The 19,502-nt window shown below is 42.1% G+C and carries 17 protein-coding genes; 5 read left to right on the forward strand and 12 right to left on the reverse strand.

The annotated features are described in order from the left end of the window. Positions 1–159: 159 nt before the first annotated feature. The 7 genes from ACIQYG_RS17605 to ACIQYG_RS17635 form a co-directional block, all read right to left on the reverse strand. A complete protein-coding gene (locus tag ACIQYG_RS17605) occupies positions 160–342 on the reverse strand; it encodes a hypothetical protein (protein WP_402840368.1) in 183 nt (60 codons plus the stop codon). A gap of 200 nt (positions 343–542) precedes the next feature. Next, positions 543–1,328: a PhzF family phenazine biosynthesis protein gene (locus tag ACIQYG_RS17610; protein ID WP_402840371.1), complete on the reverse strand. Its 786-nt coding sequence runs from the start codon at positions 1,326–1,328 to the stop codon at positions 543–545. A 241-nt stretch (positions 1,329–1,569) separates the two neighbouring features. Continuing rightward, entirely contained in the window at positions 1,570–2,982 is a 1,413-nt protein-coding gene (locus ACIQYG_RS17615) for a glycoside hydrolase family 18 protein (protein WP_402840701.1), read from the reverse strand. Between the two features lie 297 nt (positions 2,983–3,279). Next, on the reverse strand, positions 3,280–4,329 hold the full coding sequence (locus ACIQYG_RS17620; protein WP_402840374.1) for an LLM class flavin-dependent oxidoreductase: 1,050 nt from the start codon (positions 4,327–4,329) through the stop codon (positions 3,280–3,282). 34 nt (positions 4,330–4,363) lie between these two features. Then, positions 4,364–5,419, reverse strand: a complete 1,056-nt coding sequence (locus ACIQYG_RS17625; RefSeq protein ID WP_402840377.1) for an LLM class flavin-dependent oxidoreductase — start codon at positions 5,417–5,419, stop codon at positions 4,364–4,366. Positions 5,420–5,431: 12 nt separating this feature from the next. Next, positions 5,432–6,868: a 4-hydroxyphenylacetate 3-hydroxylase family protein gene (locus ACIQYG_RS17630; RefSeq protein WP_402840380.1), complete on the reverse strand. Its 1,437-nt coding sequence runs from the start codon at positions 6,866–6,868 to the stop codon at positions 5,432–5,434. Next, on the reverse strand, positions 6,816–8,300 hold the full coding sequence (locus tag ACIQYG_RS17635; protein ID WP_402840383.1) for a 4-hydroxyphenylacetate 3-hydroxylase family protein: 1,485 nt from the start codon (positions 8,298–8,300) through the stop codon (positions 6,816–6,818). The genes ACIQYG_RS17630 and ACIQYG_RS17635 overlap by 53 nt, the downstream gene beginning before the upstream one ends. Positions 8,301–8,640: 340 nt before the next feature. On the opposite strand from ACIQYG_RS17635, the gene ACIQYG_RS17640 reads away from it, so the two are divergent. From ACIQYG_RS17640 to ACIQYG_RS17655, 4 genes are all read left to right on the forward strand, one after another. Continuing rightward, a complete protein-coding gene (locus ACIQYG_RS17640) occupies positions 8,641–9,474 on the forward strand; it encodes a MetQ/NlpA family ABC transporter substrate-binding protein (RefSeq protein WP_402840386.1) in 834 nt (277 codons plus the stop codon). Positions 9,475–9,508: 34 nt separating this feature from the next. Next, positions 9,509–10,267 (forward strand): methionine ABC transporter ATP-binding protein, encoded by a 759-nt coding sequence (locus tag ACIQYG_RS17645; RefSeq protein WP_402840389.1) that lies wholly within the window; start codon positions 9,509–9,511, stop codon positions 10,265–10,267. After that, complete coding sequence (locus ACIQYG_RS17650) at positions 10,260–10,922, forward strand: methionine ABC transporter permease (RefSeq protein WP_402840393.1); 663 nt, start codon at positions 10,260–10,262, stop codon at positions 10,920–10,922. Before ACIQYG_RS17645 ends, ACIQYG_RS17650 begins: the two co-directional genes overlap by 8 nt. A gap of 374 nt (positions 10,923–11,296) precedes the next feature. After that, positions 11,297–12,049 carry a sulfite exporter TauE/SafE family protein gene (locus tag ACIQYG_RS17655; RefSeq protein ID WP_402840396.1) on the forward strand — a complete coding sequence of 251 codons (753 nt, stop codon included), beginning with the start codon at positions 11,297–11,299 and terminating at the stop codon, positions 12,047–12,049. 90 nt (positions 12,050–12,139) lie between these two features. Here ACIQYG_RS17655 and ACIQYG_RS17660 read toward each other — a convergent pair whose 3' ends face one another. Further along, positions 12,140–13,744 carry an ABC transporter permease gene (locus tag ACIQYG_RS17660; protein WP_402840399.1) on the reverse strand — a complete coding sequence of 535 codons (1,605 nt, stop codon included), beginning with the start codon at positions 13,742–13,744 and terminating at the stop codon, positions 12,140–12,142. Further along, on the reverse strand, positions 13,744–14,661 hold the full coding sequence (locus ACIQYG_RS17665) for an ABC transporter ATP-binding protein (protein WP_402840402.1): 918 nt from the start codon (positions 14,659–14,661) through the stop codon (positions 13,744–13,746). Before ACIQYG_RS17665 ends, ACIQYG_RS17660 begins: the two co-directional genes overlap by 1 nt. Positions 14,662–14,814: 153 nt before the next feature. Here ACIQYG_RS17665 and ACIQYG_RS17670 point away from each other — a divergent pair, with 153 nt between their 5' ends. After that, positions 14,815–15,402 carry a TetR/AcrR family transcriptional regulator gene (locus ACIQYG_RS17670; RefSeq protein ID WP_402840405.1) on the forward strand — a complete coding sequence of 196 codons (588 nt, stop codon included), beginning with the start codon at positions 14,815–14,817 and terminating at the stop codon, positions 15,400–15,402. Positions 15,403–15,474: 72 nt separating this feature from the next. Here ACIQYG_RS17670 and ACIQYG_RS17675 read toward each other — a convergent pair whose 3' ends face one another. From ACIQYG_RS17675 to ACIQYG_RS17685, 3 genes are all read right to left on the reverse strand, one after another. After that, positions 15,475–16,173, reverse strand: coding sequence for a GntR family transcriptional regulator (locus tag ACIQYG_RS17675; RefSeq protein ID WP_402840408.1), 699 nt, complete (start codon positions 16,171–16,173; stop codon positions 15,475–15,477). A 1,066-nt stretch (positions 16,174–17,239) separates the two neighbouring features. Beyond that, positions 17,240–18,706, reverse strand: a complete 1,467-nt coding sequence (locus ACIQYG_RS17680) for an aminoacyl-histidine dipeptidase (protein WP_402840411.1) — start codon at positions 18,704–18,706, stop codon at positions 17,240–17,242. A 39-nt stretch (positions 18,707–18,745) separates the two neighbouring features. Next, entirely contained in the window at positions 18,746–19,354 is a 609-nt protein-coding gene (locus tag ACIQYG_RS17685) for a VanZ family protein (protein WP_402840414.1), read from the reverse strand. Positions 19,355–19,502 lie beyond the last annotated feature (148 nt).

Genomic DNA, 19,502 nt, shown 5'->3' on the forward strand with positions numbered 1-19,502 from the left:
GCTCCCTTTCCGCCGACTGGCTGCCAAGACTCATCGACTCAAGCGTCTGTGGGGTCTCGGCTAGCCAGTTATTCGGCAGGAGTGTCGCAAATTTCTGCAATCCAATGAGAGTTTCATAAAACAATAAAAAAACATATTGAACTAGTTTGCTGCGGTTTTTTATTTAAAAGAACGTTCGCTGATTTCAGAAACCCGCTCCCTTTCCGCCGACTGGCTGCCAAGACTCATCGACTCAAGCGTCTGTGGGGTCTCGGCTAGCCAGTTATTCGGCAGGAGTGTCGCAAATTTCTTCAATCCAATGAGAGTTTCATAAAACAATAAAAAAACCCAAAGTTTAACCATTTCTTAATCAAGGTTAGTGATGAGGCTAGACCACAGTTTTTCTTAAAAAAACAATCCAGTTGATTAGAATGGAAGGCGATACTATTGCGGGAAAACGAGTCCAAGGGAGATCCCACAGGCGCAAAAGCGCCGAGGGCGGACCGCCGCAAAAAGCGGGACTGGAATGGAAATGAACGTTCGAACCCCCCCAAACCCTTGGATTAAATGTTTAAGCTCCCTTCGAATATTGTCACGGCATGTCCGGAAAGTTTAACTGTGTCTTCCGTTACTTCAACCTTCAATAGTCCTCCTCTTTCCGATGCCTGATAGGCTATAAAACTACTTTTGTCCAACTTTCTTTTCCAATATGGTCCAAGGCAACAATGGGCCGAGCCCGTTACATGATCTTCGTCAAGGCCTTGGGCAGGGGAAAAGAAACGTGAAACGAAATCATATTCACCGCTATCCGATCGACTCGTTACAATGACACCCCGAATCGGCAATTGGGCAATGGAATCTATATCCGGCTTCATATTCCTTACGATTTCCTCTGATTGAACTTCGACTAGATAATCCCATTTGCTTTGTCCAACATACGCAGGCACAACACCTAAAGCTTTTATCAGTGATTCAGGGACAGCGGTCTCCTGCTCGATTAATGGCGGGAACTCCAATTGAACCATTCCATGAACGAATCTTGCTGTGAGAAGCCCACTTTTCGTCTGATAGACAATCGGTCGATCCCTTGGCACGTATTCTTTCCCCCACAAAAAGAAAGAGCTTGCCAGCGTCCCATGTCCACAAATCGGTATTTCAATGGAAGGTGTGAACCAACGCAGCTGCCATTCAGCTTTATGAAGGTGAATGAACGCAGTGACAGGCATATTAATTTCTTTAGCCATTCGCTGCATCCACTCGCTGTCACTTTCCCCAGTAAGAAGGCAGACAGCTGCAGGGTTTCCTTTAAAAGGTTGATCTGTAAACGTATTAATGATGGTTAATTCCATTAAATGTTCCTCCGGATAAGTAATATTCCAGTCTCCTAATTCCACAATGAGGAGCCCTTTTCCTTTTTTGAATTAAGAGTTCTCATTAAAATGAAAAAGAACACATATGGCGTCCTCGTTGTTAAAAAAACCTGTAATTCTTGTAGTGCATTTCGAAGTCACTAAAATAGACAGCTTTATAAAAAAAGCTGCCCATCACTATATTAATAATGTGTGATCCACCTTGCTGTAACAAACCACCCTACAGTTTCCGTACAATGAATGTATCCCCAAGCAATTCCCAATTCTGGGGAAAAGGATAACCAAGTACCCAATAACTGAGGCCCCTTGACCTGTAACTCTTCACCAGATCGAATTTAGCTTTAGCACTGCGTGCGTCCTCAAACCAAACTTCATGTGTGCGTCCCTGATTATCTTTGTACCTATAATACGGTGATTGGGCTGTCTCATCATATTTTATTTCTACATTATATTGGACGGCGCGTCTGATGGCTTCCTGCATGTCGAAAGTCTCTGCTTCCTGGCCCTCTTCATGAGGAATGAGCCAGTCCCGTGCATAAATTTGAAATCCTATGAAGATTTTATTTGTTGGTATCGCCGTTACGGCATAGTCAAGGACACGCTTTATTTCATTAATGGGAGAGATTGCCTGTGGCGGCCCCTTTCGATAACCCCATTCATATGTCATCAGCACTACGAAATCGAGCAGTCGTCCGTGAACTGGATAATCATGTGCCTCAACTAATAATCCCTTTTGGCTGGCGCTAGTTTTTGGGGCAAGGGAGGATGACACAAAGTAACCCTCAGGACGCAATCGATCCACTGCTCTTTGGAGAAAGCGATTATAGAAATCACGGTCCTCTGGTGCTACACTTTCAAAGTCGATATTCAATCCACGGTACCCTTTGTTTTTCATCGTTTTTATGACGTTGGTTAATATTTTTTCCACTAAACTTAAATCGGAAAGTATCGTATGTGCAAGCTGTGTTCCCGCTTCCGTCGCGGAAAAATTCGTTATGCACATCATGGGTATGACGCCAGTTGACTGTGCCGCCCGTATCGTCGGGGTATCATCTATGACTTCTAAGCTGCCATCTTGCCTCATTCTATAACCAAATGGACTTACGTAGGTCAAATCGTAGGCTACTTCACGTACCTGCTGCGCACCTGCTTGCCCGTAAACGTTTGTAAAACCATTTACTTCAATGATGGGTTTTGGTTTCTGGGGAATCCTCATTATCCTACCGATATGAATATTGGACGGATCTGTAATCCGATTCATCTGCATAATGGCTTGAACTGTCGTTCCATAACGTCTTGCTATATCATAAAGGGTATCTCGTTCCCTTACGGTATGATAAATAACCGGAATGGTTAGTCTCTGCCCTGGATAGATAGTAGAAGGATTTGTGATGCGATTCGATTGCATGATTTCCTGTACCGCAGTTCCAAACTGATTTGAGATTTTTTCTAGAGTATCCCCTTGCTGAACCCTGTACTGAAGATAAGGTTCGGGAATCAAAAGAGCTAGGCCAATCACCAGCTTATCTGGATTTTCAAGGCCATTGATCCGAACAATCCGGTTGGTACTGACACCATATTGCTGGGAAATTCCCCACAAAGAATCCCCCCTATTCACCACATGGATTTTCACATGCACTGCCCCACTTTCCTTCAAAATATTCCCTTCATTTTATTCCCTAGATAGCCCTAATATGTTTTTTTGCGTTCAACATTCCAGTATTCTTAGTTTTTTCGCTCATATTGCGTATATTGTTTGTTCCCCATTGTGAGCACGGATTCTTTATTGAGAAAACCAAGGGAGTGATTTCAGTAGAGGAAAAAATGAAAAAGACCACCATATGGCGGTCCTTCGTATTTCAGTGTTTTACCATTCACCCAAAGTTCCATATTGCGTCCTCGATTAAGCCCCAACAATCCTTGTCCATATTTATTTCTTTATGAACTCTGATTCCAAACGATTGTTTACGTTTTTATAAAAGTCCGGTAATTCTTGTAGTGCATTTCGAAAGGTTAATAGGATCTTATCGATTCCGATCGCTTGAAGTTCCTGGATTTTGATCGCAACCGATTCGTAACTGCCGATTAGCCCTGTCCTGAATCCCTCATTATTTGCTACAAAATCACTAATTGAAGACGCATTTTTCCACATTCCTTTTGTATCTTTACGGTTTTTAAACTGTGCTATTGCCGTATCGTCTGCGCGTTCGATAATATACTGATATTCGTTTTTTGCCTCCTCTTCCGTTTTTCTGGCAATGACAAAAGCATTGACGGCAAATTTCACTTCACGACCATGCTTTCGTGCTGCAGCCTTCACATATTCCATTTGTTCTTTCAACTCTACTTTGGAAGCCCCATTCATAAAGTAATAGTCGGATAATTCACCCGCCATTTCTTGGGAATCTCGTGAATTCCCGCCTTGATAGATTGGTGGATATGGTTTTTGAATAGGTTTCGGTGCCAATATAGCATTATTGATTTGATAATAGTCTCCTTGATAAGAAAAATGATCGGTCGTCCACAATCCCTTTAAAACCTTCAGGTATTCCCTTGAACGTTTATATCGCTCTTCGTGCTTAATCCATTCTATCCCGAACATTTCTTGTTCTTCTTTAAACCAGCCGCTGACCAAATTAATGTGAAATCTCCCTTTTGAGATAATATCGATGCTCGAACCTATTTTAGCGAGGGTTGCAGGATGAATGAAACCCGGTAAAACCGCAGCAATGAAATGAACGTTTTCGGTATCCCCTGCCAAAGCAGTAATAACCGATAAAGGATCCAGTTGCCCTCTATCCGCCGAGCTGCCTCCAATACTGCCGACATAGCGAATTGCATAAAGGATGGAGTCAACTTGTAGCTGGTCTGCCATTTTTGCAAGTTTACGATTGTATTCCATACTTCCATCCGTATTTTGTTCTACGTTTGCCCGTAAGAAACCACCGGATAAATTAGCTCCCCAGATTGAAAATTTCATATCCTTCCCTCCTTAGTTTTCAGGATCTTCCTGCTCATAAAACCTTTTCTCCAAATAATGGCCGCACCGTTCTCCCAAATCTTTCTGCTTCTTCCAAGTGTGGAAAACCTGATAGGATAAAATGCTTGACGCCAATATCGATATATTCTTGCAGGCCTTCCCTCACTTGTTCAGGAGTGCCAACAATGGCTGTACCTGCTCCTTTTCTGATTTTCCCGATTCCCGACCAACCATACCTTCCAAAACGTTCCTTGTTCTTCGTTAATTCATTCATCCGCTTTTGAGCCACCGAATCCGTCGTTTCATAGTAATGACTCATATTTTCCAAAGATTCCCTGCCTGCCCTGCTTATTATTTTCCTCGCTGCTTCCCATGCCTCATTCTCCTCGTCCCGAACAATCACATGAATCCTGACACCATATTCCAAATGCCTTCCATACTTCCTGGCTCTGTGTTTGACATCATTGATTTGTTGTTCAATTTGCTCCGCTGGTTCTCCCCATTGTAAATAAACATCGGCAGATTTCGCTGCAATTTCCTTTGCTGCATCGGATGAGCCTCCGAAATAAACCGGAATATTCGGACTTTGGCGGATACTTGGATTCAATACTCCATCGCTGACCGTGAAATAGTCTCCTATATGATTCACTTTTTCTTCCGTCCATGATTTTTGTACCACATCAAGGAATTCACCTGTTCTGGCATATCGCTCATTATGCTCAAGGAAGTCACCATCCTGCCCCAATTCTTTTGCCGAACCTCCAGTAACTACATTGACAAGCAGTCGCCCTTCCGAGAATTGGTCAAGGGTCGCGGCCATTTTTGCGGCAACCGTAGGAGCAATGAATCCTGGGCGAAAGGCAATCAATGGCTTGATCGTTCTTGTATGATGAATGATTGCCGAGCCCACTATCCATGAATCCAGGTAAGGAATGCCTGTTGGAATCAAAACCCCTTCAAAACCAGCCTCTTCTGCCGCTTTAGCAACATTCACTATATAATCCAAAGTGGGTTTCCTCTGCGGCTCGTTTAGTCCTAAGTATTCTCCATCGCCATTTGTAGGCACATACCAGTAAAAATGCACAGACATTATAAAACCTCCTTATTTTAAAATCTCATAAGCATAATCTACGAGATTCTGCTTTTTTTTATAATTTGTGTACTGTGCAGCATATGTTCTGACAGGATCACCGGAATAAAATCGTTCATATAATTCATGCCGTGATGCAAGCGGACTCCCTAATAAATCCCACGACAATTTAATTAATCGGGTCCTATCCTCGGCAGATGTCTCTGTACCCTGGTAATACTCTTTTAACAAAGGACCTATGGGGCCTTCCAATTCTTTCAAGCTGGATGGGACCTGTAACAGTCCTCCTGCACCAATTTGCTGGATGATTTCCAATGCCCTTGGGTAGAATCTCGTTCCCAGATTTCTGGCTGTCGTTAAAAAATCTCGATCAGGAAGCATTATGCCATTATGCATTTTCGCTTTATATTCCGAAGCGAGCAGTAATGCCTTAATGGTTTCAAGCTGGATGATCAATTCTGCAAGCTTCTCTTTCACATGTAAAAATTGTGTAGCACCAGCCGTTTCCGCTAATTCATTTCCGATTGCTGCAACACTTTCCAGTTTGCTGACAAGCCTCACAACAGTTTGATGCTGGCTAAGCATTGATGAAGGGGCATCACAACGAAGCATCCATGCAAATTCAGGATCCTCTTGAACAAGCACCCGCTCCCAAGGGATGAATACATCATCAAAAATCAAGACGGCATCCATTTCGTCAAAACGTGCACTTAGCGGATGATCCTCCTCTCGTTCATCAGAAAACGACTCCCTGCAAACGATATGCAAACCTTTGGCATTGACAGGAACAAAGAAAACATTTGCGAATTCACGTTCATTTTCCCCTCTTTTGTGATAGGAAAAAATTAAAATTTCATCAACATATGGAGCAGCTGTCGCAATCATTTTCGCACCGCGAACATAGATTCCTTCACGATTTTTACGGCTGATATGTAAAATTCCCGGTTTCTTTCCCACTAATGTTTTTGAACGATCCTTTTGTGGATCATGCCCTGCAACTGTTGACAATAAATCAAGATTACGGGATTGATAGTAATAGCTTTCTATTTTCTCTGAAAAACCTGGATGTGCATCTTCATATTCTGAGCGGTTTGCGAACCAGCCAGTAATTATGGAACGGGAATATTCAGATAGACGGCTCATGACTCCAAAAGTCTGATCGGCCCAATGCTGATACGCCAAACGTTTTTTTTCCAGATCCTTATGTGTTCTTGGAACGAAGAATGACAGGTTCGCATCAAGCCCTTCCTCCGTCTTGTATGTCAGCAAGGATTTACTGCCTGTTTTTGTTTGTAAATCCAGCAAGGACTGAATCGTATGGACCGTTCCTTTAAATGCAGGATGTTCCCCTACGTTCTTGATGATATCTCCATCTAACCAGATATTTCTCCCATCATTAAGTCGTTGAAGATACCGATTGTTTTCGATCATCACAATTCCCCTTTCCATTTACCTCCTCCAAAAAATGGTGGAGTCTTCGTTTTAATGGCTCTTTATCATAGGTTTCATACTGCATGGCAAAGGTTCGAATGGGATCCCCGGTATACAGCCTTTCATACAGATCATGCCTTGATCCCAGTGTGCTCCCTATCAGTTCCCATCCTACTTGAAATAAAGACGTTTTAGTGACGGCATCGACATTCGCTCCTCTAAAATACTTTTCTAATAATGGAATGAGTTCGTTGCTGTCCTCTATCGTTGTAGAAGGGAGCTGGATAAAACCGCCTGCCCCGATTTGTTTTAAAATCTCGATCGCTCTTGGATAATGGCGGGTTCCAAGATTTCGCGCGGTTTGCAAGGGTACGAGAGCAGGTAGATAAACACCCTTTTCGTTTAGTGATCCTTGAATCTCCGAGACAATAAGCAATGCCTCTATACTATCGATTTGGGTATATAGTTCACCAAGCTTCTCCTTCACTTGTAAGAATTGATCGACACCGATCGATTGAGCGATGGCCGTAGCCACCCCTGCAACGAATTGAAGTTTCGTCAGCAATCGGACAACCGTTTGATGATGGGCGAGACAGTTTAATTGCTGGTGCCGCTGCGCCTCAAACACCCCTTCTACGGATCCCCTTATAAATACACGTTCCCAAGGAATCAACACATCATCAAATAATAAAACAGCGTCCATTTCATCAAATTGCGCACTTAATGGATGTTTCCTTTGATCTCTTGAGGCGAATGATTCACGACAGACAATTTGCAGGCCGGGAAGATTCAAAGGGATAATGCACATATTTGCTTGTTCTGTTTTATCAGAAGACAGTTTCTGATGCGGCATGATGATGACATCGTGAGCATACGGGGAAGCGGTAGCAATCATTTTCGCACCTCTAACGACGATTCCTTCCTCCGTTTCCTTTATGACTCTCAATAAAGCATCTTCCTGTTCATCACCTGGCTTTGACCTATCGATCTGAGGATCAAGTATGGCCTGAATCACAATACGTCGTTCATCCCTGGCCTGTTCATAGTATTCCGTGATTTTCTTGGAAAATCCTGAATCATATTGGTTAAAGAAATCCCTATCAATGTAGTAGCCTGTAACCATCGAATTCGCATAGTCAGATAATCGGCTCATCACTCCATAAGTTTTCCGCGACCATAATTCAAAGGCCTTTCTTCTTGAAATCAGCTCTTCCATATCTTTGGGGATAAGAAAAGATTTGTGAACAAATTCCTTTGTTTTTGGACTTTCATATCCGACAATCTTTTGTTCCTCAGGCGAATCCAGCATATCCAACAAATGTGTTAATGTGTCCAGGGTGCCTGTGAAAGCATGATGGGCATATAGATCGTCTATTTTCTTTCCATCAAGCCAAACATTTCTTCCATCTTTCAAACTTTCGGCTAGCCGTCTTCTTTTATTGACCTTCATTAAGCAATCCCCCCTTGGATAATACAAAAGCCCTTGAAGGAGTATGGAACTGACTCCTAACAAGGGCTCTCGGTTGTCCGATAAGCTATTTTTTTATGTTTACTATCATAATCCGATAAAATTAATTGGTCAAGTATGATTTAACTAATTACCCAAAAATAACCAGTAAAAATAATACTTGATAAATAATCAGCAATCTTGTTATAGTTTAATTATTCCAATTGGAAAACTATACTATGAAAGCCTACCGGATAACCGGCGGCATGAACAAACCTTGTTCATGCTTTTTTTTATTCCCAAAAAAAGAATGGACCCATAAAAAAGAAAAGAGGAATTCCAGATGAGAAATTCATTTTTGTTTATCATCATGTCCCTATTATTCGTCATGTTGCTTTCAGCTTGCACCAGCAGCGGCAGTGAAAAAGCCGCGAGTGAAGATAAGAAAGAAATTATTTTCGGCTTCACTCCAGGCCCTTATAGTGACCAAGTGAAAAAAGGAATAGAACCCTACCTGAAAAATAAAGGATACACCGTTAAGTATGTGGAAATCAGTGACCCGAACCAACCAAACTTTGCCTTAGCGGAAGGCTCAATCGATGTTAATGTATTTCAGCATACTGCATTTTTCAAGAATTTCATCAATGAAAACAAACTGGAACTTACCGAAACCATTAAAGTCCCTACAGCACCCATGGGGTTATATTCAGACATACATGGAAGCAAGGATGAATTGAAGGAGGGGCAAAAAGTGGCAATCCCCAATGACCCCGCTAACGTGGCACGAGCATTGAGAATGCTTGAACAAATTGGCTGGCTTCAATTAAAAAAGGGATACGATCCCCTGACTGTATCCAAAAAAGATATCGTGGAGCAAAAGGTGAAATTTTCATTTGTTGAGGTGGAACAGGCTCAAGTTCCTCGAATCTTGCCTGATGTAGATTATGCGGTAGCGAATGGGTATACCATCCTGGTATCCGACCGGAAATTATCTTCTGCCATCTATTTAGAAGATCCCCCATTTGAATACCAAAATTTTGTGGCGGTAAGAACCGAAGATAAAGACAAGCAATTTGTGAAGGAAATCATTGACGCCTACCAATCCCCTGACTTTCAAAAAGCGATTGAAAGCAATAAAGAGTTTGAAGGTTTTCACCGACCTGATTATTTTAAATGAAAGATATATAACGCATGCAGATCGGAGGTTCAGAATGATAAAGTTTACTAATGTTTGTAAAACCTTTTCTGTCAAAAACAAATTATTCACTGCGGTTTCCCATGTGAATCTTGATATTAGGGAAAATGAAATATATGGGATCATCGGTTTTAGCGGGGCAGGTAAATCTACTTTACTGCGCATGGGCAACCTGCTGGAAAAGCCTACGGAAGGTACGATCGCGATAAATGATTCGATCCTTAGTGATTTATCTGGCAAACAGCTTCGGGAAGCACGCAACAAAATCGGGATGGTTTTCCAGCATTTCAACCTCTTGGCAAATCGAACGGTGCAAGGAAATGTCAGCCTCGCATTGGAACTTGCCAATGTACCAAAACATGAACGCGCCAAAATCATTGCCGAGTCCCTGCAAATCGTTGATTTATCTGATAAGGCAAATCATTATCCAGCTCAGCTCTCTGGCGGACAAAAGCAAAGAGTCGCGATTGCCCGTGCCATAAGCACAAGACCAAATGTATTGCTTTGTGATGAGCCCACCTCTTCACTTGATCCACAAACCACTCAATCCATCCTGGCCTATCTAAAAAAAATAAACGAAACCTATGGTGTGACCATCCTGATCGTGACTCATGAAATGAATGTAATTCGAAGGTTAGCAAATAGGGTGGCTGTCATGGAAAATGGGAAAATCATGGAGGAATTGAACTTAGCGGACAATAGAACCATACCCACAACAAAAATCGGTAAAATTCTATTAAAACATGAATCTGAAGAGGTGAAGGTAAGTGTTTGATAATATCATTTCCTTACTCCCTGAAATTTACTTAGGTGTAGGCCAAACATTTTTAATGGTGGGGATAGCGATATTGGCAGCTATCTTATTAGGCCTCCCGCTTGGTTTCCTTGCATTTTTGACTTCAAAGGAACAATTACTCGAACAGACTATCTTAAATAACGTTTTAAATGCAATGATCAACACGGTCCGTTCATTCCCATTCATCATTTTACTGATTGCTCTTATTCCATTTACACGAACGTTATTGGGAACATCTGTAGGTCCGCTTGCCGCCTCCATCCCACTATCGATAGCTGCCATTCCGTTTTTAGCTCGGCTTGTTGAACAATCTTTGCGTGAGGTGCCAAAAGGAACAATTGAGGCTGCTGTTGCGATGGGCGGGTCCCCCTTCCAGATCATCAGCAAAGTTTTATTATTGGAAGCCCGTTCCGGTCTCCTGTTAGGCCTCACTGTTACTGCCGTTTCTTTCATATCCTATTCAGCTATTGCCGGGGTCGTAGGAGGCGGGGGAATTGGCGACTTGGCCATTCGTTATGGATACTACCGTTTTCAAACTGACATCATGATAACAACCGTATTCCTTCTTATCATCATTGTTCAATCCGTCCAATTCGCCGGAAATTATCTATCTGCTAAACTTGATAAAAGGTGAACGCAATCATAGCCTTTCTTGGTTCGAATCCAATGAAAGGCTATGACTTTTTCTTTAAATTAAAAATGCTTCCCTTAAAAAGTATTGCCAGTAACATACAATCCTTCGATACCTCTATTGATCTGTTAGAAAACCCTCACATCAAAATAAATCAACACCTCAAGATATATACCCGCTTTTCCAGCCTCATTTCTGACTCCTAAGCCAACCAAAAACCACTCCTGTACTTCACCATCAAAACACATATCAAACGTTCCATAGATAGGCTTATGGTCCTTGAATAACCTGTTTTAAAGCATAGTTCCCTCAATCCAAAACCAGATTGGTATGGTATGATTATAGAAGGGCTAATTTTCGCTTCAGGAGGTGGAATAATGACGATCAGCAGCATCATATTGGTGGTGGCGGCAGTCTTTATCGGCGCCTTGATGCGGACCATGTTCGGGTTTGGTGAAGCGATTGTCAGCATGCCTCTGCTTGCCTTACTCCACATTCCGCTTAATACATCGGTTTCCCTGATTGGATTGGCAGGTCTTACCGTCGCTTCGCTAACCGTCGTTAGCGGATGGCGGCATATCGAACGCTCGGTAATAATCAGGCTGTCGGCTTCAACGGTCATCGGCATACCCGCCGGCCTCGCTTTGCTCCATTACGCACCTTCTTTGATCATTACTTCTGCACTCGGTGTTTTTTTGATTGCATATGGAGGATATTCTCTTCTAAAGCAAAAACTTTTTAAAGCTGTGGATAAACCATTACTTAACTCGAAGGGCTGGGTATGGCCGTTCGGTTTTGCGGCGGGAGTCCTTGGCAGCGCCTATAACTTTAACGGAGTGCCTGTCGTCGTCTATGGAACTTTACGAAGATGGAATCCAGATCGATTCCGCGGAACATTGCAAGCCCATTTCCTTATATCCGGAATCCTGGTCGTGACGGGTCATGCGCTAGGCGGACTATGGACGGCCGATTCACTTATTCTTTACGCGTATTCCATTCCAGCCATATTACTTGCGACAGGTCTCGGAATCTTCATGAATAAGCGAATTCCCGCGAAGAAATTCGAAAGCTATTTATTCTTTATCATCATTGCGCTAGGTGTACTATTATTGATTCCCCATGACCGATAACCAATAAAAGCCTGATTTCTCTTTGAAACAAAGAAATCAGGCTTTAGTCTGAAGACAATTTACAAAAATAATAGAATCATAGTCGAATCATCAACCTCGGATATCCCGTTTGTTATATCCGATGAAGCCTGCTGCCAGTAATAAGATAGCCAGGATTGAAAGCATTGATACCTTCATGTAATCCATATCTTCAACAGGAAGTTTCGGAATATGGCCAAATGGTGTTAGTTTTCCCATCCATTCCGGGAATTGAAGCATCCCCCCTAAATAAACGACTAAGATTGAGTATGTCAAGTAAAGCCAAGTCAATCCGGATAATTTTGGTGCAAAGCCAATAAACAGCACGGCGATGCCAATCATGATCCACATCGCAGGCAGGTAGACCATTGCTGCACTAAATAAAGTGCCGAAAGCAATCCCTTCATCCATCACTGAATTCCCGACTGCCCAAAGACCGGTGTCAGCAAGCGCAAGCATGAGAAAACCGGCCATGACGGAGATGATAAAATAGCTGCCCATAAGCCTTGTGCGGGATACGGCGCGGCTCAGTAAATGTTCAGTATGATTCTTTTTTTCTTCCCCTTTAAGTTTTAACATCGCCATTAAAGGCGGAATGGTGCATATCATGGAGATGACCGACATCAACATTGTCAAGAATTGTTCTGTCAGCGAATAGCCTTCAACTGGCGTCATTAGTTCCGCCATCATTTCATTTTTTGAAAAAAAGGATTCTAAATCACCTAAAACGGAACCGTAAGATGCTCCTAAAATGAACATCCCGGCTGCCCAGGCGATCAATCCTGTACGCTGAAGCCTTAGCGCGAGGCCAAGCGGACTTTTTAAAAACGATGAAGCATATTTCCTGCCGGGCTTAGCCGGAATGAATCCAGCTTCCAAATCACGGATGGCATTCAAATATAGAGATAGGGCAACCAAAATGATTGCCGCACCGATCGTAAGGATGATTGGCCACCAATAATTATTCACATATACTTCTGAACCTAAAACCCAACCCAATGGTGAAAACCAGGAAAGTGTTACATTGCTGACATCCCCTACCGCCCGGATAAGATAGGAGAGAAGCAATACAGTGATGGAGTAACCAATCGTACCTCGGGCACTCTCCGTAAGCTGGGCAAATAATGCCGTTATCGCCGAGAAGAATATACCGGTTGCCCCTAAAGCAGCTCCATACATAAGGGAACCTTCCAAATCCATGCTTTCAATTCCCAGAGCATACAATCCGAAACCCGTTATTAACACGATCAATGCATTCGTTCCAAACGATACGGAAATGGTTGCATATAAATTCGCCGACCGTCCAGCTGGCAAAGAACGGATCATTTCGATACGGCCGTCCTCTTCATCTGCGCGTGTATGACGCGTAACAAGTAAAATACTCATTATTCCAACGGCCATAGCGGTTAACAGTAACATTTGATGCGCCATCATCGCTCCGTTTGTATAGGCATCCAGGCCGTAACCTTTCCCCACCATCGCTGTCATTGCAGGGTTCTTCATCGTTTCTGCAATGGTTTGCCTTTCTAGCCCAGTCGGATACAGATCGGTGAATGCCATTGCAACCATGAATGTAAGGACGGATAGGGAAATTATCCAAACAGGGATCCGAATCCGATCTTGCCGTACGATGAATCGGGAGAGCCTCCCTGTATTATGATAGGACTGGTTCGCCATTATAACGCACCTCCCGCCCCAGAATCAGAAGTCTTCCTTACACCTTCATAATGGCTCATGAATAAATCTTCCAATGTAGGCGGCGCACTTTCCAATTTTACAATTCCAAACTGGCTTATATATTTCATGACATTATCCAATTCCTCTGTATCCACTTGGAATGAAAGTGCCTCGTCTTTCTTCACGATATCCCAAACACCATTTACATCCCCTAAAGCCGGAATAGGCTGCTTCGTTTCGACAAGCAAGCTCGTTCTCGTCAAATGACGCAACTCATCCAATGTTCCCGTTTCAATTATTTGTCCTTGCCGAATGATGCCCACTTTATCGCATAACCTTTCCACTTCAGAAAGAATGTGACTGGAAAGCAATATACTTTTTCCTTCATTTTTCGCTTCCATCACACATTCCTGGAAAACCCTTTCCATCAATGGATCTAGACCTGATGTTGGTTCATCCAATATATAGAGGTCGGCATCAGATGAGAAAGCAGCAATCAAAGCAACCTTTTGCCTGTTCCCCTTTGAATATGTTCCACATTTCTTAGAAGGATCCAAGTCGAATTTTTTCATTAGTTCTTCGCGTCTGCTTTTATTGTTCGTCCCGCGTAATTCAACAAATAGATCAATAACTTCCCCGCCTGTTAAGTTGGGCCATAGGTTCACATCTCCAGGAACATATGCGATTCTCTTGTGAATTTCAACCGCATCTTTCCATGCATCCTTGCCAAAAATCTTCGCTTCCCCATCCGTCGCTTTTAAAATCCCGAGCAGCACACGGATCGTTGTTGATTTTCCGGCACCATTAGGACCGATGAACCCAAATACCTCACCTTTATTCACTTCAATGTTCACACCATTTAAAGCATTGAACTTTCCAAACTTTTTCGTTAAATCCGTTGTTTTCAATACTGACATTCCTCATCCACCTCTTCCTCATTGAAAAAATATGAAATATTTTAATCGATTTAGTTCATAATATACAAAAGGGGATTTCCTGACAATAGTTTATGAACTTATTTTATTGTTCTATTACATATTTTTAATTAAACTAAAGTTGAGGTGAAACAAATGGACGGATTTCAACGACGCAGGGAACAAAAAAAGTTGCATATATTAGAAGCTGCCTTAGCTTTATTCATGGAGTATGGTGTACAGAAGATTTCGATTGGGGAAATAGCCAAAAAAGCAAATGTATCTCAAGTAACGATATATAATTACTTCGAAAGTAAACATAACTTGATTCATGAGGTTTTTATTCATTATACAAATAAGGCATTGGATGAATTTGAACAAATTCTTACCAGCAACGTTGCTTTCCCTGAAAAAATAAAGCAGCTGATGTTCACGAAGAATGAAACTGCGAAACAAATTCATGAAGATTTTTATCAATATTTAATGAGGGAATATACTTCCGGAGTCAATTACATGGAAAAAATATACACAGAAAAGGCCCTGCCACGCTTTATTGATCTGTTTAACCAAGGGAAGGAACAAGGATATGTTAATCCGAACTTATCCAATGAAGCGATTTTATTTTATATAAAAGCGATGAATGAATATATCCAACGGGAGGAGGTTTATCAAAGCATCCTGCCTTTGACTGAGGATATTATGAAGATTTTGTTTTATGGGATCGTTGGGGAAAAAGAGAAATGAATTAAAAAAACGGTGTGAATCGACATTTCCAATTCACACCGTAAAATCTTATTTAAGAATTTCCCGCTTTCTTTAAGTCAATGTTAATAATTTGGCTGAAGTGTAATTATATTTCTCGATTGATAGATCAAAAACGGCTCCCGCTTTTAAAAAGACCGTACTTTCAACTATTAAAGTCGGATCGCCTGGCTGCAAGTCCAAAAGCTTGGCATCGTCGTCATTTAGTTTTTCACACGAAATGATTTTATCTGCAAACCCGATATTCAACTTCAAATCCTCGACTATATAATCATAAATGGAACCATTTGCGATTTCTTTATTCAAGATGGGGATGATGTCTTTATTGAAAAAGGACTCTTCTATTACAATGGGTTCACCATTTAAGTATCTTACCCTTTTGAGGTTATAGATTTTGGTTTTTACATTGCATTTCATTTGTTTGGCCAATTTTTCATCAGCTTCTATTAATTCTAACTTCAATACTTTACTTTTCATTTCATCATTTGGAAACACTTTGGTTAAGCCGCTCATATCCCTCATCGAAATGCAGCCCGGTCTGGAAAATTCCCTTAGGAATATGCCGCTTCCTTGCACTTGATAGATATAACCCTGCTCAACCAATATGTTGATTGCTTTTCTAATGGTATTCCTGCTGACATCGAACTTCTTCATCAACTCTTCTTCAGTAGGTAACTTAGTATTTAATGTATATTTTCCTTCTAATATTTCCTTCTCCATTTGTTCTACGACCATTCTATACTTTACACCCATATTTCCATTTACCTTCCTCTATACATAATGATTTAGAACAATAATTAAGACTGAATGCTAGGTTTTCTTTACAATAGTTTATTTTATAACGATTGTAAAGAAACCTCTGTTTCTTTCAGACTGCAGACAAATCCGAAGAAAAGCCTATAGTTTTTTCAAGAAAACATTCCAGCTGATTTCAGAAATCCGCTCCCTTTCCGCCGACTGCCTGCCAAGCCTCCTCGGCGCAACTGGATTGAAGATTTTTGAACGTGGATTTCCACTCCAGGCACTCGCTTTCCGCGGGCGGTCCGGGAGCCTCCTCAGCGCTTTTGCGCCTGCGGGGTCTCCCTTGGACGCGCTTTTCCCGCAGGAGTCTCGCACCTTCCGTTCCAATCAACTTTGTTTTACATTTAGATAGAAATCATACATGAGGAGTTGAAGGTGTTGCCAGTACATCAATTAAAGAAAGATACGCTTTCCGGACCCTTCTTATGGCTTGTATAATTTGAACGTTGATTTCCGCTCCAGGCACTCGCTTTCCGCGGGCGGTCCGGGGAGCCTCCTCGGCTTGTGCCGCGGGGTCTCCCTTGGACGCGCTTTTCCCGCAGGAGTCTCGTACCTTCCTCTCCAATCAACTTTGTTATAACATTTAGTTAGAAACCATACATGAGGAGTTGAAGGTGTTGCCGGTACATCAATTAAAGAAAGAAACGCTTTCCGGACCCTTCTTATGGCTTGTATAATTTGGACGTGGATTTCCACTCCAGGCACTCGCTTTCCGCGGGCGGTCCGGGAGCCTCCTCGGCGCTTTTGCGCCTGTGGGGTCTCCCTTGGACGCGCTTTTCCCGCAGGAGTCTCGTACCTTCCGTTCCAATCAACTTTGTTTTACATTTAGATAGAACTCCTTTTGTCGACAAAAGTTCTGAATGGCTAGCCAAGAAAAGTACAAAACAATAAAGTGTAATGTTTTTATCCTCGGGCTGATCCTCATTTCAACTAAAAAAGAGACACCCTATCGATTAACGATAGGATGTCTCCAAATCTATTGAATATCATTTTGCCGTTTCCCCAGACATATAGTTGTTTATAGCTCCTTCATCCGCTTTAATGTGTAAATAAAATATTCCCAGTTGTTTATGGTCGAAGGGATACTTAAGTGTTCTTCAGGTGTATGTACGGAAAACATATCCGGCCCGATTGAAACAGTATCCAACCCTGGTATCTTATCTATGAATACGCCACATTCGATCCCTGCATGGACAGCGATGATTTCAATTTCTTCATTATATTTTTCTTTGTATGTCTCTTCAAATAATTTCTTGAGTTTCGAATCAGGATTATAGGGCCATTCCGGATAATCCGCGTCAACCAATAGCTCACACCCAAGCATGTCGGCAATCGCCTTTGCCTGCGTGACCATATTATATTTGATGCTTTTGACCGAACTCCTGATTTCACTTTCGAATATCATTTCCGCTTCATTTGTTGTAACGACCCCTAGATTCGTCGAACTTTCGACTAACCCTTCTATTCCCATGCTCATTCCTTGAACGCCATGCGGGATCACCAGTAAGGAGGCAATGGCTTTAGTCACCGTCTCTTTGGAAAAAACGTTTGAAGAAATCGTTTCAATTTTTTCAAACCTGATCGATATCTCAGGGTCGGAAGATTGCAGTTCATTTTTAAAAGTATCCTCCCATTTCTGGAGTCTCTCCGTTATCTTCTGAACATCTTCTACAGAAATCAGTACAGTCGCCTCCGCTTCACGAGGGATTGCATTCCCTTTCAGGCCACCGTTCATTTGCTGTATGCAGCAAGGGAAGTCTGTCGTTAATTCATGCAATACTCTGCCCAAAAGTTTATTGGAATTCCCTCTTCCCTTATGGATGGACATACCGGAGTGTCCGCCCTTCAACCCTTTAATCCTGATATTATAAGATACCGCATCAACAATGGAAGCCGGTTTCCATCCGATTGGCAGGATCTGCCGCACGCGTATTCCTCCAGCAGAGCTGACCAGAAGCTTCCCATCTTCTTCCGAATCGATATTGATCATCATTTTTCCTTTGAAGTGAGCCGGATCCACGGCAAGTGCACCGTTCATTGTCGTTTCTTCTTCAGTCGTTATGACTATTTCAAGAGAGGGATGCGGAATATCATTTGCATCCAATAATGCCAAAGCATAAGCAACAGCAATTCCATTATCCGCCCCCAATGTTGTATCCGTTCCATATAACATATCTCCCACAATCCTTAATTGAAGCGGATCTTTCTCAAAATCATGAAGCGTTCCCTTGTGCTTTTCACAAACCATATCCATATGCCCCTGGATAATGACTGTAGGTGCATTCTCATATCCAATTGTGGCAGGCTTTTTAATAATCACATTCAGCGCCTCATCCTGGATTACCTCCAGGTTCCTATCCTTGGCGAAGCGAACCAGATAATCACTGATCGCTTTTTCATTAGCCGATCCTCTCGGGATTTTGGAAATCGCTGCAAAATGATGAAACACCGGATGGTTCGATAATTCTTCTAGCGTGCTATACATGGAAATACACCCTTTCATTTAACATATTTGTACTGCCTATCATCCTTTCACTTTTCCAGAACGGAGCACTGCGACTTTCTTGAAAAAAGGATACAGAATGTACCCTAGGTAAACACCAATCATATTCAGGATCAGGTCATCGACATCCAAACTTCCGCGCCGAAAAACGAACTGACAGATTTCGATGCCCGAAATCGAGAGTAATGGATAAATAAATTTCCTTTTAGCCGAGGGCCCTTCCCCTTCCCTGGACAACAAATACAGACCGAATGGAATGAACAGCCCCACATTGGCGCTAAGGTTATAAAATGACACAAGCCCGTTCATTTTGTTCGATAAATATGAAAGAATCGTAGAAAAAGGAATCAAATTATATGAATATACCTGCCCTTCCGGACGAAAGAACAGCAAAACCAATAATGATAAAGTGTAGCCAAACAATGCTGCCTGCCATAAAAGGCGCGGAACCCTGACCGTTTCACCTCGATAATAAAGAATCGCAAACGAAACGATAAGAAGTATACAAAACCAGACAACCAAGATCACTAAAGGATTCAAATATAGTAGAAGCTGAAGGAATAAAGGCAAACCGCACAAAAACAATGCTTGCGACAGCAAAAGGGAAAGCATGAACGATTTTAGGGACATATAACTCCCCCCTTCTATTTCTTTCCAAATCATTGCATATCCTTATATCCTAGGACAACTTTAACAGCCAGTCAACAAACTGCATTAACACCGATGGGAATTCTGATTCGAATTTCAACCAAAATTCGAACCAGAAAACAAAAAAGCC

Origin of the sequence: Peribacillus sp. NPDC096622, from assembly GCF_044762665.1 — a bacterium.
GTDB classification, from domain to species: Bacteria; Bacillota; Bacilli; order Bacillales; family DSM-1321; genus Peribacillus; species Peribacillus frigoritolerans_B.